Origin of the sequence: Microbacterium sp., assembly GCF_031179285.1 — a bacterium.
GTDB lineage: Bacteria > Actinomycetota > Actinomycetes > Actinomycetales > Microbacteriaceae > Microbacterium.
Genome location: NZ_JAPSHY010000003.1, coordinates 95,294 through 110,101 on the forward strand (window position 1 = coordinate 95,294; position 14,808 = coordinate 110,101).

The 14,808-nt window shown below is 67.8% G+C and carries 15 protein-coding genes and 1 tRNA gene; 11 read left to right on the forward strand and 5 right to left on the reverse strand.

Annotated features, from left to right (window positions below):
- Positions 1-18: 18 nt before the first annotated feature.
- Together RIN18_RS02735 and RIN18_RS02740 are read right to left on the reverse strand one after the other, a co-directional pair.
- Positions 19-513: a MarR family transcriptional regulator gene (locus tag RIN18_RS02735; RefSeq protein ID WP_309102409.1), complete on the reverse strand. Its 495-nt coding sequence runs from the start codon at positions 511-513 to the stop codon at positions 19-21.
- Positions 514-520: 7 nt separating this feature from the next.
- Positions 521-1,018 (reverse strand): GNAT family N-acetyltransferase, encoded by a 498-nt coding sequence (locus RIN18_RS02740; RefSeq protein ID WP_309102410.1) that lies wholly within the window; start codon positions 1,016-1,018, stop codon positions 521-523.
- A 115-nt stretch (positions 1,019-1,133) separates the two neighbouring features.
- Between RIN18_RS02740 and RIN18_RS02745 the strand changes: the two genes are divergently transcribed.
- The 6 genes from RIN18_RS02745 (at position 1,134) to RIN18_RS02770 (ending at position 6,714) form a co-directional block, all read left to right on the forward strand.
- Positions 1,134-1,205: transfer RNA gene (locus RIN18_RS02745), tRNA-Gln, on the forward strand.
- Position 1,206: 1 nt separating this feature from the next.
- The gene (gene glmU / locus RIN18_RS02750; RefSeq protein WP_309102411.1) at positions 1,207-2,637 is read left to right on the forward strand and encodes a bifunctional UDP-N-acetylglucosamine diphosphorylase/glucosamine-1-phosphate N-acetyltransferase GlmU; all 1,431 of its coding nucleotides are present in this window, start codon (positions 1,207-1,209) and stop codon (positions 2,635-2,637) included.
- 6 nt (positions 2,638-2,643) lie between these two features.
- Positions 2,644-3,678 (forward strand): ribose-phosphate diphosphokinase, encoded by a 1,035-nt coding sequence (locus RIN18_RS02755; RefSeq protein WP_309102412.1) that lies wholly within the window; start codon positions 2,644-2,646, stop codon positions 3,676-3,678.
- A 91-nt stretch (positions 3,679-3,769) separates the two neighbouring features.
- The gene (locus tag RIN18_RS02760) at positions 3,770-4,237 is read left to right on the forward strand and encodes an FMN-binding protein (protein WP_309102413.1); all 468 of its coding nucleotides are present in this window, start codon (positions 3,770-3,772) and stop codon (positions 4,235-4,237) included.
- A 9-nt stretch (positions 4,238-4,246) separates the two neighbouring features.
- A complete protein-coding gene (locus RIN18_RS02765; protein ID WP_309102414.1) occupies positions 4,247-5,128 on the forward strand; it encodes an FAD:protein FMN transferase in 882 nt (293 codons plus the stop codon).
- Positions 5,129-5,142: 14 nt separating this feature from the next.
- Positions 5,143-6,714 carry a flavodoxin reductase gene (locus RIN18_RS02770; RefSeq protein ID WP_309102415.1) on the forward strand — a complete coding sequence of 524 codons (1,572 nt, stop codon included), beginning with the start codon at positions 5,143-5,145 and terminating at the stop codon, positions 6,712-6,714.
- 6 nt (positions 6,715-6,720) lie between these two features.
- On the opposite strand, the gene RIN18_RS02775 is transcribed toward RIN18_RS02770, so the two are convergent.
- From RIN18_RS02775 to RIN18_RS02785, 3 genes are all read right to left on the reverse strand, one after another.
- On the reverse strand, positions 6,721-8,166 hold the full coding sequence (locus RIN18_RS02775; RefSeq protein WP_309102416.1) for an ATP-binding protein: 1,446 nt from the start codon (positions 8,164-8,166) through the stop codon (positions 6,721-6,723).
- Between the two features lie 26 nt (positions 8,167-8,192).
- Entirely contained in the window at positions 8,193-8,915 is a 723-nt protein-coding gene (locus RIN18_RS02780; protein WP_309102417.1) for a response regulator transcription factor, read from the reverse strand.
- 88 nt (positions 8,916-9,003) lie between these two features.
- Positions 9,004-9,765, reverse strand: a complete 762-nt coding sequence (locus tag RIN18_RS02785) for an FCD domain-containing protein (protein ID WP_309102418.1) — start codon at positions 9,763-9,765, stop codon at positions 9,004-9,006.
- Between the two features lie 136 nt (positions 9,766-9,901).
- Between RIN18_RS02785 and RIN18_RS02790 the strand changes: the two genes are divergently transcribed.
- The 5 genes from RIN18_RS02790 (at position 9,902) to dgoD (ending at position 14,756) form a co-directional block, all read left to right on the forward strand.
- Positions 9,902-11,212 carry a sugar ABC transporter substrate-binding protein gene (locus RIN18_RS02790; RefSeq protein ID WP_309102419.1) on the forward strand — a complete coding sequence of 437 codons (1,311 nt, stop codon included), beginning with the start codon at positions 9,902-9,904 and terminating at the stop codon, positions 11,210-11,212.
- A gap of 67 nt (positions 11,213-11,279) precedes the next feature.
- Entirely contained in the window at positions 11,280-12,206 is a 927-nt protein-coding gene (locus RIN18_RS02795; protein WP_309102420.1) for a sugar ABC transporter permease, read from the forward strand.
- A 5-nt stretch (positions 12,207-12,211) separates the two neighbouring features.
- Complete coding sequence (locus RIN18_RS02800) at positions 12,212-13,081, forward strand: carbohydrate ABC transporter permease (protein WP_309102421.1); 870 nt, start codon at positions 12,212-12,214, stop codon at positions 13,079-13,081.
- 2 nt (positions 13,082-13,083) lie between these two features.
- Positions 13,084-13,608 (forward strand): gluconokinase, encoded by a 525-nt coding sequence (locus tag RIN18_RS02805; protein ID WP_309102422.1) that lies wholly within the window; start codon positions 13,084-13,086, stop codon positions 13,606-13,608.
- Positions 13,605-14,756 carry a galactonate dehydratase gene (gene dgoD / locus RIN18_RS02810; protein ID WP_309102423.1) on the forward strand — a complete coding sequence of 384 codons (1,152 nt, stop codon included), beginning with the start codon at positions 13,605-13,607 and terminating at the stop codon, positions 14,754-14,756. The genes RIN18_RS02805 and dgoD overlap by 4 nt, the downstream gene beginning before the upstream one ends.
- Positions 14,757-14,808: the final 52 nt, after the last annotated feature.

Sequence of the window (14,808 nt, forward strand, 5' to 3'; positions counted from 1 at the left end):
ATCAGAGGACACCGCTCATCAGGCGTCGAAACTGAGGCTGAGCTTGCGCAGCAGCCCCGCCATGCGCTCGCGATCGGGGCGCGACAGCGCCTGGAGCAGATCGGCCTCGGCATCCACCAGGCGGGTGATGGCTGCGTCGACCCGGATGCGCCCGTCGTCGGTGAGGGTGACGAGAACACTCCGACCGTCACCGGGATCGGCCTCACGGCGCACGAAGCCCCGGGCGACGAGGCGGTCGATCCGGTTGGTCATCGTGCCGCTGGACACGAGCGTCTGCTGAAGCAGCTGCTTGGGTGAGAGCTGGAACGGCGCGCCGGCGCGCCGGAGCGCCGAGAGCACATCCCACTCCCAGGGTTCCAGGTCGCTGCGGCGGAACACGTCGCGCCGCGCCCGATCCAGGTGGCGCGAAAGCCGGTCCATCCGCGACAGGACCTCGAGCGGCGAGAAGTCGAGATCGGGGCGCTGCCTGTTCCACGCGCCGACGATGCGATCGACCTCGTCCGTTGCGCTCATCCGCCCATTATCGTGTGTCGACGGACAGGAGCCGGGACGCCGAGAGCGGAGACAGGGTCATGAAGGTGCTGTTCGGGTCTGGGCGGTACCGGCCGAACGGGCCGCATTCGCGAAATCCGGCTCCCGAGTACAGGGTCCGTGCCGGTAGGAAGAAATCATCGCTGCCCGTCTCGAGCGAGATGCGGCCCACGCCGCGGCGCTCCGCGTCGCCGAGGAGGAAGGAGAGCATGGCGCGTCCCACGCCCTGACCGCGTACCGAAGGGTCGGTGCGCATCGACTTGAGCTCCTCGTGGTCGTCGCCGAGAGGCACCAGCGCACCGGTCGCCACGGCTCGACCCGCGCTGAGCCCCGCGAACAGGCGTACGCCGGGGGCGAGCAGCCGGTCGAACGGCAGGGCATGGATGCTCTCCGGCGGCGCGGTTCCCGAGATCTCTTCATGGTGGGCCTCGAGGAATGCGGACAGCCCGGGTGTCTCCGCATGCGCCCGCTCGATGACGATGCTCATCAGGCCAGCATCGCAGTCGAATGTTTCCGGCTGATCACGAGCGGCCGGATTCACGCAGGGCGCACACCGAGGACGTGGCAGACTTGACGGGCGGCATCCCTCGCGGATGCTGCGGTCCGCCGTGGTGTAATGGCAGCACGACAGCCTTTGGAGCTGTTAGGTCTAGGTTCGAGTCCTGGCGGCGGAGCATGACTGGGAACAATCTCGCCATCATCGTCCTCGCCGCAGGCCAGGGCACCCGCATGAAGTCCCGCCTTCCGAAGGTGCTGCACGCGATCGGCGGGCGCCCGCTCGTCGGTCACGTGCTCACGACCGCCGGCCGGCTCGGCGCCGACCACATCGAGGTCGTGGTGCGGCACGAACGCGACCAGGTCGTCGGAGCGCTCAGCGAGGCATACCCCGAAGCGATCTTCGTCGACCAGGACGATATCCCCGGCACGGGACGCGCGGTGCAGGTGGCGGTCGACGCTCTGCCGCAGGACTTCGACGGCGATGTGCTCGTTCTCTCGGGCGACTGCCCGCTTGCCGATGCGGACACCCTGCAGGCATTCCTCGCCGCGCACAGGAAAGCGGATGCCGCGGCGACGCTCATGACCGCCGTGGTGGACGACCCGACCGGCTACGGCCGCGTGATCCGCGATGCGGACGGGGGCGTGGATCGCATCGTCGAGCAGAAGGACGCCAGCGACGACGAGATCGCGGTTCGCGAGATCAACGCCGGGATGTACGTCTTCCGCGTCGGTGTGCTGCGCGAGTACCTTCCGGCGGTCGGTGTGGACAACGCGCAGGGAGAGATGTACCTCACCGATGTCCCCGGCATGCTTCGGCGCGACGGGGGCCGGGTCGCGGCATCCGTCGTGTCCGACGTCACGGTCACGTTCGGCGTGAACGACCGCGCCCAGCTCGCCGAGGTCGGGCGGCTCCTCAACGCGCGCATCGTGCGGCGCTGGCAGCTCGAGGGGGTCACGATCATCGACCCCGCGACGACATGGATCGACGACGACGCGACCCTGTCGGCCGACGTCACGCTCCTGCCGAACACGCACCTGCTGGGGGCGACCGTCGTCGCTCCGGGAGCCCTCATCGGTCCCGACACCACCCTGGTCGACTGCGAGGTCGGCGAAGACGCTGTGGTCCGCCGCACCGATGCCACCCTCGCCGTCATCGGGCCCAAGGCCACGGTCGGACCGTTCTCGTTCCTCCGTGCCGGCACGGTGCTGGGCGCCGGCGGCAAGATCGGCGCGTATGTCGAGACCAAGAACGCCGAGATCGGCGATGGCAGCAAGGTGCCGCACCTGTCGTACGTCGGCGACGCCACGATCGGTCGCGGTGTGAACCTCGGCGCGAGCACGATCACGGCCAACTACGACGACGTGAACAAGCACCGCACCGAGATCGGCGACGAGGTCCACACCGGCTCGCATACGGTGCTCGTCGCTCCCGTTAGGCTGGGAGCAGGTGCGAAGACCGGTGCAGGCGCCGTCGTCCGCAAGGATGTTCCCGCGGGCGCCCTGGCCATGACCGTCGCCCCTCAGCGCAACATCGAGGGGTGGGTCGAGAAGAACAGAGCAGGCACGGGCGCGGCGGATGCTGCAGCCCGAGAGAAATCGGCGGAATAGGCGGACATGGCGCGCAAGAAGAAGACGGTCGATCTGGATCGCGACAACGGCATCGCGCCAGGACTGGTCGCCAAGACCAAGAAGCGCCTCGTCGTCGCCGGTGGCCGCTCGCACCCAGAGCTGACCGCAGCCGTCGCCAAGGGCCTCGGCACGGAGATCGCGCCGACCGAGCACCGCACCTTCGCGTCGGGCGAGATCTATGCGCGCTTCGAGGTCTCCATCCGCGGGTGCGATCTGTTCCTCATCCAGACCTTCGGCGAACCGGTCAACGAGTGGCTCATGGAGACGCTCATCATGATCGATGCCGCCAAGCGCGCATCCGCCAAGCGCATCACCGTGGTCGCCCCCTACTATCCGTACTCCCGCCAGGACAAGAAGGGGCGGGGGCGCGAGCCGATCAGCGCGCGTCTGGTCGCCGACCTGCTGAAGACGGCGGGAGCGGACCGCGTCATGAGCGTGGATCTGCACGCCGCCCAGATCCAGGGATTCTTCGACGGCCCCGTCGACCACCTCTTCGCGAAGCCGGTGCTGCTCGACCACTTCCAGCGCACCCTCACCGCCGAGGACCGCGAGATCCTCACGGTCGTCTCGCCCGACATGGGGCGCGTACGCGTCGCCGACACCTGGTCCGACAGCCTGGGTGCACCACTGGCGATCATCCACAAGCGTCGCGACCCGAAGGTCGCCAACCAGGTCTCCGTCCATGAGATCGTCGGCACCGTCGAGGGACGCACGTGCCTGCTCGTCGACGACATGATCGACACCGGCGGCACGATCGTCAAGGCGGCGCAGGCGCTCAAGGCCGCCGGTGCCGAGCGCGTGATCGTCGCGGCCACCCACGCGATCTTCAGCGACCCGGCGAACGAGCGTCTTCAGGACGCGTCCATCGACGAGGTCGTCGTCACAGACACCATTCCGCTCACCGAATCGCGGCGATGGGACAAGCTCACGATCCTCCCGATCGCACCCCTTCTCGCCCGAGCGATCCGCGAGGTCTTCGAGGATGGCTCCGTGACGAGCATGTTCGGCGGCGACGCGTAACAGAGCGGTCAGGCACAGCCCGCGCATAGGGTCGGTGCATACCTTCGAGCACGACGCGGTGACGCAACCATTCAGCTCCAGGAGGACTGCCATGACTCGCACGACCGTTCCGACGACCGTCCGCGCTGGAGCCGCCGCGATGGGCGTGGCAGGGATCCTGCTGCTCGCCGGCTGCGCCGGCGCTGAGCCTGCGGGCGGCGACGAGCCTGCGGGCGGCGCGGGCACCGAACCGTCGACGCAGGATGCGGGCGGCGGCTCCGGCGAGTACGAAGACGGCACCTACACCGCCGAGGGTTCGTATCAGACGCCGGAGACCGTGGAGAAGATCTCGGTCACGCTCACGCTCGCCGACGGTGTCGTCACGGACGTCGAGGTCACCGGCGACCCCCAGGCCCCCGAGACCGAGCGCTATCAGGGCGAGTTCATCGACGGCATCGCGGAGGTCGTCGAAGGTGTCGCGATCGACGATCTGGACGTCGACCGCGTGGCCGGTTCGTCGCTCACGAGCGGTGGATTCAACCAGGCGGTCGAGACCATCAAGGAAGAGGCCGCGGCCTAGGCGAGCACCGTGGCGGTCTGGCGATTCGACGCGATCGGCACCCGCTGGGAGATCGTGTCGGACGAGCAGCTCGACGCGGACAACCGCGCAGCCGTGTCGGCGGCGGTCGAAGGCTTCGACCGGACGTGGTCCCGCTTCCGCGCCGATTCGGACGTGCATCGTCTGAGCGTGAGCGCGGGCTCGCTGGAGTCGCCGGACGCAGGGCCCATGCTCGACACCTATCGCGAACTCTCCGACGCGACCGGCGGTGCGGTGAATCCGCTGGTCGGGAACAGCCTCAGCGCGCTCGGCTACGACCCCGGCTACTCCCTCGTCGCGGGCGAGCCGCTCGCCGCCCCCGTCGACTGGGCCCGTCGTCTGCAGTGGTCGCCGGGACGGGCGACCCTCGCAGATCCGTCCCAGATCGACGTCGGTGCACTCGGCAAGGGCCGTCTGGTGGATCTGGTCTTCGACGTGCTGGCTGCAGTGGACGGCGACCTCGTTGTCGACGCGGGAGGCGACCTGCGGGTGCGCGGCGGATCGATCCGTGTCGGCCTGGAGCATCCGTACGACGCCGCGAAGGCCATCGGGGTCGTCACCCTGCAGGACGCGGCCCTGTGCGCGTCCGCCGTCAACCGCCGGGCCTGGGGGAGCGGGCTTCATCATGTGCTCGACGCCCGCACCGGTGAACCGGTGCGCACCTGGGCGGCGACCTGGGCGATCGCCTCCGATGCGATGTCGGCGGATGCTGCGGCGACGGCGCTCTTCTTCGACGGCGGTGCACGCCTGGCGGCATCCTGGGGTGTCGAATGGGTCAGGATGGCCACAGACGGACGGGTGGAGCGGTCGCCGGGCTGCCCTGCCGAGTTGTTCACCTCGGGCGCTCGGCTGCGCCCCGCGACGTCGAAGTAGGAAAGAGTGGAACCGTGATCTCATCTCTCACCGCCCTTCGCCAGCGGATCCTCGCGCTGCTCGGCGCCATCTCGATGTACCGGCTCGTGCTCTTCGCCCTCCTCGCTCTGGCGGTCATCGCACTGGGGCTGTCGTTGTTCGATCTCGTCTCGCCGGACCCACTCGCGATCGCGGCGTCCTTCGTGGTGCTGGCTGTCGTGATCTGCCTCGTCGATGCCGCAGCGCAGCGGCTGCTGCGCCTGCCGTGGCGCGTCGAGTCGTCGCTGGTCACCGCCCTCATCCTCCTGTTCGTGCTGCAGCCGGGAGCGGATCCTGCTGCCCTCGTCGGCCTCGCGCTCGCCGGCGCCGTGGCCAGCATCTCGAAGTACGCGATCGCCTGGCGCGGCCGGCACATCCTGAACCCTGCGGCTTTCGGGGCCGCCGTCGTGACGATCGTCGGATCGTTGGGCGCATTCGAGTGGCTCGGGACCTCGGCGTCATGGTGGGTGGGAACTCCGGCGCTCACGGCCGCCGTGCTCGTGCTCGGACTCGCCGTGCTCTGGCGCACCGAGAAGGTGCGGATCATCGTGGTGTTCCTCATCATCGCCGTCGCCACCGCGATCCTGCGCCAGGCCGTTCAGGCACAGCAGTTCGACATCGCGTTCGATCTCATCGCGGCGTTCGAGCTCGCGCTCCTGCAGTCCCCGTTCCTGTTCCTCGGGGCCTTCATGCTGTCGGAGCCGCTGACGATGCCGCCCCGGCGCTGGCAGCAGTTCTCGGTCGCCGTCCTCGTCGGCGTCCTGGCAGGCTGGCCGATCCCGGTCGCCGGGCTCTTCACACTGGGGCAGGAGCGGGCGCTGCTGATCGGCAACCTGCTCGCCTTCGCGTTCGCCGTACGAGGGTCGGTACGCCTAACCCTCGTGAAGCGCGAGCTCATCACCCCGACCGCGCAGCAGCTCACCTTCCGAGCGAAGGGCCGGCTGCGCTTCGTGCCCGGCCAGTACCTCGAGCTCGACGTGCCGCACCGCCGCCCCGACGCGCGGGGTACGCGCCGCGAGTTCAGCATCGTGTCGGCGCCGGGTGACCTGCCGACGCTGCGCATCGCATACAAGGGGGGTGACCAGAAGCATCCGTCCAGCTACAAGCGCGCACTCGCCGCGGCGGAGCCGGGAGCGACGCTGGCCGTCACCGGAACCTGGGGCGACTTCATCCTTCCCCGTTCGGAATCGCCGGTCCTGATGGTGGCGGCCGGCATCGGCGTCACCCCATTCGTCTCACAGCTGCGCCAGTTGCAGCTGTCGGGCCAGAGCCGGGATGTCGTGCTCGTGTACGTGGCGGCCACCGCGGCCGAGCTCGCGTTCCGTGAGGAGCTGGCAGCGACCGGCGCCAGAGTGATCGTGTTCACCAGGGATCGGCCGGGCGATCTGCCCGCGCACTGGTCGTGGGCGGAGGGCGTGCGACTGGATGCACGGGGGCTCGAGCAGGTGGTACCCGACATCGCCGAGCGTCACGCCTACATCTCGGGCCCGCCGCGGCTCATCGCCGACCTGGCGCCCGCGCTGCAGAAGGCCCGCAGCATCACCACCGACGCCTTCGCCGGCTACTGAGCGGGGCTACTGAGCGGGGCTCCGGAGCGGGATCCGTACCGTGAAGGCGGTGTCTCCCGGTTCACTCGTCACCGAGATGAAGCCGCCGTGCCCCTCGACGATCGCCTTCGCGATGGCGAGTCCGAGCCCGGTCCCGCCGGTCTGCCGGGCTCTCGAGCTGTCGCCGCGGGCGAACCGTGCGAAGAGCTCCTCGCGCACGCCCTCGTCGATGCCGGGGCCGTTGTCGCGCACGGTCAGCACCGCATGCTCGTCCTCTTGCGCGACGCTGAGGGTGATCTGCGTGCCCGGTGGGGTGTGTGTGCGGGCGTTGGCGAGCAGATTCGCGACCACCTGATGCATGCGCCCGGCGTCGCCGACGATGACCACGGGCTCATCCGGCACGTCGACGCTCCAGTGGTGCTCAGGCGCCGTGGGGCGCGCGTCCGCGAGCTCCTCCAGAGCCAGCTGCGTGAGATCGACCGAGCCGTAGACGAGCTCCTGCCCCTCGTCGAGACGGGCCAGCAACAGCAGATCCTCCACGAGCCGGGTCATGCGCAGAGACTGCGCCTGAATGCGCTCCAGCGCCGTGTGGGCGGTGTCGGGCAAGGTGCTGTCTCGCAGTGACAGCTCGGAGTAGCCGCGGATCGATGCCAGGGGGGTGCGGAGTTCGTGGCTGGCGTCGGCGACGAATCGTCGCATCCGCTCCTCGTTCTTCTGCCGGGATGCCAGCGACGTGTTCACGTGATCGAGGAGCTTGTTCAGTGAGGCGCCGACCAGACCCGTCTCGGTCCTCGGGTCTGCTTCTGATGCGGGTACCCGCTCGGTGATCGAGACCTCTCCGCGATCCAGCGGCTGGTTGGCGACGCGCGTTGCGGTGTTCGCCACCGCGCGGAGCGGCCGAAGCCCCACCCGGATGGTGATCGCGGTGGTGAGGGCGAGGAGGATGAGGCCGCCGAGAGTCGCGAGGGCGATGACGGTGAACAGCTGGGTCATCGTCGCCAGGATCTCGCCGCGGGGAAGGCCCGTGACCACGACGATTCCGCCGGCGGTCTTCGTCACCGCCAGACGGAACGAACCGAGGTCCGAGATCGACACCGACGCGTTGGCGGACTCGTGTACGGCATCCCTCAGCTCGTCGAGCTGGGCGGCGGAGAGGTCCGTGTCACCCTTCGCAGTGACCACCGCGCCGCTGATTCCACCACCGGGACTGGAGATCGCCAGGAGGAAATCGGGTCCGCGCAGCGGGGTGGCCGCGAGGAAGTTCTGCACCGTGATCTCCGACCCGGGCTCTGTGCCGAAGAATGCCCAGTCCTGCACGAATGCGGTCGTTCGTGAAGCAAAGGAGCGCACCTGGGCGTCGAGGCGTTCCTCGAGCGACTGCCCGAGCGTCGCACTCGTGATGACGGCCACGATGACGAGGATGAGCGAGACGAACCCGATCACGGCGGTCATCAGCCGTGTCTGCAGGCTCATCGGCCGTCGGGTCATCCCCGACGAGTTCACTGCGGTGCCTTGATCATGTATCCTACGCCTCGGACGGTGTGCAGCAGCGGCGTGCGGCCCGCGTCGATCTTCTTGCGGAGATAGGAGATGTACAACTCGACGACGGATGACTTGCCGCCGAAGTCATAGCTCCACACCCGATCCAGGATCTGCGCCTTCGACAGCACTCGGCGCTCGTTGCGCATCAGGTAGCGCAGCAGTTCGAACTCGGTGGCGGTCAGGTCGATCTCGACGCCGTCGCGGATCACCTCATGGCTGTCCTCGTTGAGGGTGAGGTCCGCGACCCGCAGAATCGATTGACCCTCGTCGGCCGTCGCGTGTCCGGTGCGACGGATGATCGCTCGCAGGCGCGCGATGACCTCCTCCAGGCTGAACGGCTTGGTGACGTAGTCGTCACCGCCGGCGGTGAGGCCGGCAACTCGGTCACCGACGGCATCCTTCGCGGTGAGGAAGAGCACCGGCACGAGGTTGCCGGATTCCCGCAGCCGCTTCAGCACCGACATCCCGTCGAGGTCGGGCATCATGATGTCGAGCACGAGGGCATCGGGCTCGAACTCGCGAGCGACCTGGAGCGCCTCGAGGCCCGATGAGGCGGTCCGAACCTCCCAGCCCTCCATCCGCAGCGCCATCGCGAGCAGATCCGTGAGCATCTGCTCGTCGTCCACAGCGAGGATGCGAAGCGGGGATCCGTCGGCGCGGTGAAGGTCAGGCTGTGTCATGACTCCATTCTGAGGAATCATCTATGGAGTTCCTATGGAGACCGCTATGCCTCCGCTGTGAGGTGGGCGGCGAAGAGCGGACTTGCGGTCACTCCGACTCGTCGAGCTCTCGATCCCAGATCGAGCTCATCTCGGCGAGGGTGCGATCCATGATCGCGACCATCGAGCTCGCGGCCTTCTCGGCGTTCCCCGTCTGGATGGCGGTGGCGATGTCGACGTGCATCTGGAGAGCCTCGGGGGCGGGGAAGCGAGGCATGAGCTCGTACTGCGTCCGCCCGGTGAGGACTTCGCCGACGAGATGATGAAGCTGGGCGAACATCTCGTTGCCGCTCATCGTGAGGATGAGGCTGTGGAACTCCTTGTCGAGGCGGAGGAAGCTCGGGGCGTCTCCTGCGCGGCCGGCGGCCCAGAGCCGTCCGGCGAGTCCGACGAGCTCGCTCGCCTGATTCAGTGGTGCGCGGATCGCAGCCAGCCGGGCAGCGGCGGGCTCGATGGCGCCGCGCAGTTCGGTGAGCGAGCGCAGCTGCGCCACCCGGCTCGGACCGGCCAGTCGCCAGCGGATGACCTGCAGATCGTAGACGTTCCACTGGGTGAGCGGCAGCACCCGCACGCCGATGCGCCGCTTCGGCGTGACCAGGCCCAGTGCCTCGAGCGCGCGCAGCGCCTCCCGGACGACGGGGCGGGAGACGCCGAACCTCGATTCGATCGACTCGGTCGTGAAGGTGGTCTCCGGCCCGATCGCCCCGCTGCAGATCTCGCGGCCGAGGGTGTCGAGCACGAGGTTGCGCAGGTCGCCGGTGACCGGCGCCGCGATCGAGACTTCGGTGGCGACCTCCGGTGTGATGTACATGGCCTGAGCTTATCTTTTCGGCTCCTCCACTTGATAAGTATGACTTGTGGGCGTTATCTTGGCCACTGAGCAGATGTAACGAGACATCTGAACCAGGGGCTCGACGCGAAGGCGCGCCGTCCAGGATGGAGTCACAGTGAAGTACGGATCCAAGACCGCCCGCTTCGTCGCGGCGGCATCGACCGCCGTCATCGCGGCGTCGCTGGTCAGTTGCAGCTCGGAGCCGGAGATCGACGAGAGCGCCGACATCGAAGGGACGACGATTCGCGTCACGCTCGCGAACCACGTCTGGACGGAGACGATCAAGGAACTGATCCCCGAGTTCGAGGAGGAGACCGGCGCCACGGTCGAGATCTCGCAGCTCGCCGAGGATCAGCTCTCGGATCAGTACAACGTCAAGCTCAACGCCGGCACCGATGAGATCGACGTCCTGATGTACCGCCCGCTGCAGGAGAACAAGCTGTTCGCCAGCAACGGCTATCTTTCCGACCTCACCGAGCAGGCCGAGGCGGATGAGGACTGGGACTGGTCGGACTTCCAAGAGGGCCCGGCATCGCTGACGACCTATGAAGACGAGATCGTCGGCGTTCCGATCATCACCGAGCGCACGGTTCTCTACTACCGCAAGGATCTCCTCGCCGAGGCGGGGCTCGAGGTGCCCACCACGCTGGAGGAACTCGACGCGGCGGCCGCCGCCATCCACGCACTGCACCCGGAGGTCGCCGGGTACATCGGCCGGACAGGCAAGTCGGCTGCGGTGACGCAGTTCAGCGCGTTCCTGTTCAGCTCGGGCGGCAAGTGGATGAACGAGGACGGCACCTCGGCGATCGACAGCGACGAGGCCCGCTCCGCCTACAAGTACTACGGCGATCTGATCCGCAACCACACCGACGCGACGATCAATCCCGAGATGAGCTGGCCCGAGGCGTTCGCCGTCTTCCAGCAGGGGCAGGCGGCGTTCATCGCGGATGCCGACAGCCTCTACAAGAACATGACGGATCCGTCGCAGTCGACGGTGTCTGAGCAGGTCGGCTTCGCGCCGTTCCCGGAGGGCGAGGACGGGTCCAAGCCGTACAACGTGGCCGCCTGGGCTCTCGCGGTGAACGAATCGACCGAGAACCAGTCCGCCGCATGGCAGTTCATCCAGTGGGCGACGTCGAAGGAGATCACGCTGGAGATGTCGAAGCTCGGCGTCATGGGCGCACGCACCTCGGTGTGGGACGACCCCGAGGCGACGGCGGAGTACCCCGAAGAGCTCGTGGAGGCCATCAAGATCAACGGTGAGAACGGCGTCGGCGAGGATCGCCCGCTCGTGTTCCAGGTCGCCGAGGCGCGCGAGATCGTCGGAGAACCGATCGTCGCCGCCATCGCCGGCGCAGACGTGGACGAGGCCGTCGAGTCCGCCCACACCGCCTTCGACGAGTTCCTCGTCGAGGACGCCGAGTAACCTCCCGCCCTCGTCGCCGCGTCGGCCGCAGGTCGGCGCGGCGACGACCATCCTCACGGAAGCACTCATGACTGCACTTCAGAGCCCCGGCAGCGTCGGGGCGGGGGAACGCTTCAGCCGCTGGGCCAACCGGCACCGCAAGTGGCTGTTCGCTGGACCCTCGATCGTCTTCACCGCGCTGTTGCTGGCCGTGCCGCTGGGCTGGACCCTGTTCCTCAGCTTCACCGATGCCAAGCGTTCGGTGCGCCGGGAATTCGACTTCAACGGACTGTCCAACTATGCCGAGGTGCTCACCGACACCGAGCGTTTCTGGCCGGCGGTCTGGCGGACGTTCGCGTTCACGGGTGGAGCGCTCACCTTCGAACTGATCCTCGGCATGATCATCGCGCTGCTGCTGTGGAAGCCGTTCCGCGGTCAGGGGCTGGTGCGGACGATCATCCTGCTGCCGCTGGTGGCGACCCCGGTCGCGGTGGGCATGATGTGGCGGCTGCTCTTCGAGCCCAACATCGGGTTCATCAACGAGATGCTCGGGTGGGTGGGCATTCCTCCGCAGCCGTGGCTCGCGGACCCGTCGACGTCGCTGGCCACGCTGACGTTCGTCGACATCTGGCAGTGGACGCCGATGGTGGCGATCATCCTGCTCGCCGGGCTGACCGGACTCTCCGAGGAGCCCCAGGAGGCGGCGAAGGTCGACGGCGCGAACGCCTGGCAGCGCTTCTGGTTCATCACCGTGCCGCTGATGCGTCCGGTGATCATCGCGGCCGTGCTGCTGCGCGGCATCGATGCGCTGAAAACCTTCGACATCCTCTACGCGACCAAGGGCAAGGGCGGCGGCGCCTTCCACGACGTGGAGACGCTGAACGTCTACGCCTACGGGCTGAGCTTCGACTACAACGAGTACGGGCTGGCATCTGCGGTGCTGATCCTGTTCTTCCTGCTCATCCTCGGCGTGATCTGGGTGCTGCAGATGCAGAGAAAGGCCAAGGAATCATGACCGTCATGACGGATGCTCGCGCCGACGTCGCACAGCGCCAGCCCGCCCCACGCCGCCGCAGAGTCCGCATCGGCACGGTGGGCCGCTTCGTCGGACTCGCACTCATCGTGCTGGCATTCCTCGGACCGATCGTCTGGATGGTGCTGGCCAGCTTCAAACTCAACGTCCAGATCTACGATCCGACGAAGGCGTTCATCTTCGACCCGACACTGGAGAACTACGGCACGGTCTTCGATCCGCGCCGTGGCAACTACCTCGTCTACATCTGGAACTCGTTCTTCGTCGCCTTCATGGCGACGGCACTGTCGCTCGTGATCGCCGTCCCGGCCGCCTATGCGATGAGCCGCTTCGTGATGAACAAGTCGGCGATGGTCGTGCTCCTCGCCCGCATCATCCCGGGCGTCAGCCTGCTGGTGCCGTGGTACTTCATCTTCGCGCAGCTCAAGATGACCGGTGGCTACGCGCCACTCATCCTCGCGCACATGTTCGTGTCGCTGCCGCTGATCCTGTACATCATGATGTCCTTCTTCGATCAGCTGCCTCTCGAGCTCGAGGAGTCCGCGCAGGTCGACGGACTCACCGCGATCGGAGCGTTCTTCAAGATCGCGCTGCCGCTGTCGGTACCGGGAATCGCCACCGCGACGATCCTGTCGTTCATCTTCTCGTGGAACAACTTCATGTTCGCCCTCGTGCTCTCCGGCAACGCCACCAAGACGCTGCCGGTCGCGATCTTCGACTTCATCGGATACGCATCGATCGACTGGGGAGCCCTGATGGCGGCATCCGTCGTCGTCACCACCCCCATCATGCTGATCGCGCTGTTCACCCAGCGCTACATCGTCACCGGCCTGACCGCCGGCGCCACGAAAGGCTGAGGATGCCGCAGGAGGGGACCGCCTCGATCGTCGTCATGGGCGTGCAGGGAGTAGGCAAGTCGACCATCGGACGCCTGCTCGCGGAGCGCCTCGCCGTGCCGTACGTGGAAGGGGATGAGCTGCATCCGCCGCGGAACATCGAACTGATGGCGGCGGGCAGACCTCTGCAGGACGCCGACCGCGAACCCTGGCTGCACGCGGTGGGGGGAACTCTGGCCCGCCATCATGCGAGCGGCGTGGTCGTCGCCTGCTCGGCGCTCAAGCGGCGCTATCGCGACGTGCTCCGTGGGCACGCGCCCGAGCTGTATGTCGTCGAACCGTGGGGGCCCATCGAACTCGTGGCGCGGCGAATCGCCGCCCGCACCCACGAATACATGCCGCCGTCGCTGCTTCGGTCCCAGTTCGACACGCTGGAACCGCTCGGCGAGGACGAACGGGGAATCCGAGTGAGCATCGACCAGTCACCGGCCGAGATCATCGACGAAGTGGCGGCGGACCTGCGCGAGCGATCAGGAGCGGTGTCATGATCGACGCGATCGCGCGAGTCGAGGCCTTCCCGGTGGCGCCGCGCTGGCTCTTCGTGCGCATCGAGACCCACGATGGCGTCGTCGGGTGGGGCGAGGCATCGCTCGAGGGCTACGCGGACGTCGTGCTCGCTGCCGTGGAACAGTTCGCGACTTATCTCGTCGGCAAGGACCCGGGGAGGATCGAGGATCACTGGCAGGTGCTCACGAAGGGCCAGTTCTACCGCGGTGGCGCCGTGCTCGCGAGCGCGGTCGCAGGCGTCGACCAGGCGCTGTGGGATCTCAAGGGCAAGCATCTCGGCGTTCCCGTGCACGACCTGCTCGGAGGGCCGGTGCGCGACCGCATACGCGCTTACGGCTGGGTGGGTGGTGACGACCCGGCCGAGGTGGCAGACCATATCTCGGCCCAGCTGGAGGCCGGCCTCACCGCGGTCAAGATGAACGCGTCGGGAAAGATGAATCGAAACGGATCGGTGGCGGAGCTCGACGCCGTCGTCGCGCGCGTCGCCAGCGCCCGGGCGGTCCTCGGTCCTCACCGTGACGTCGCCGTCGACCTGCATGGGCGGTTCACACTCGCCACTGCTCGTCGGCTGGCGCCGCTGCTCGCGCCGCTGCACCCGTTCTTCATCGAGGAGCCGGTCGTGCCGGAGAACTCCCATGTGATCGGGCGCATGGTGGATGCCACCACGATCCCCATCGCGACAGGCGAGAGGCTCTACAGCCGGCAGGAGTTCCTGCCGGTGCTGCAGGCGGGAGTCGCCATCGCTCAGCCCGATCTGTCGCATGCCGGGGGCATCTCCGAGGTGCGGCGGATCGCTGCGCTGGCGGACACCTTCGACGCCGTGATCGCGCCGCACTGCCCGCTGGGGCCGATCGCGCTCGCCGCGTGCCTGCAGGTGGGATTCGCGACGCCGAACTACCTGATCCAGGAGCAGTCGATCGGCATCCACTACAACGAGGGTGCGGAGGTGCTCGACTACGTCGTCGACACCGCACCGCTGAAGTTCGTCGAGGGCGGTTTCGAACGCCTCACCGGTCCCGGCCTCGGCATCGAGGTCGATGAGCACGCCGTGCGGGATGCGTCATCCCACTGGACGAGGTGGGAGAACCCGATCTGGCGGCACGCCGACGGGTCGGTCGCCGAGTGGTGAGATCCATGGCGGTCGTCCCGGGTTCCATGAGGCACCGGAGCCGATGTCGCCG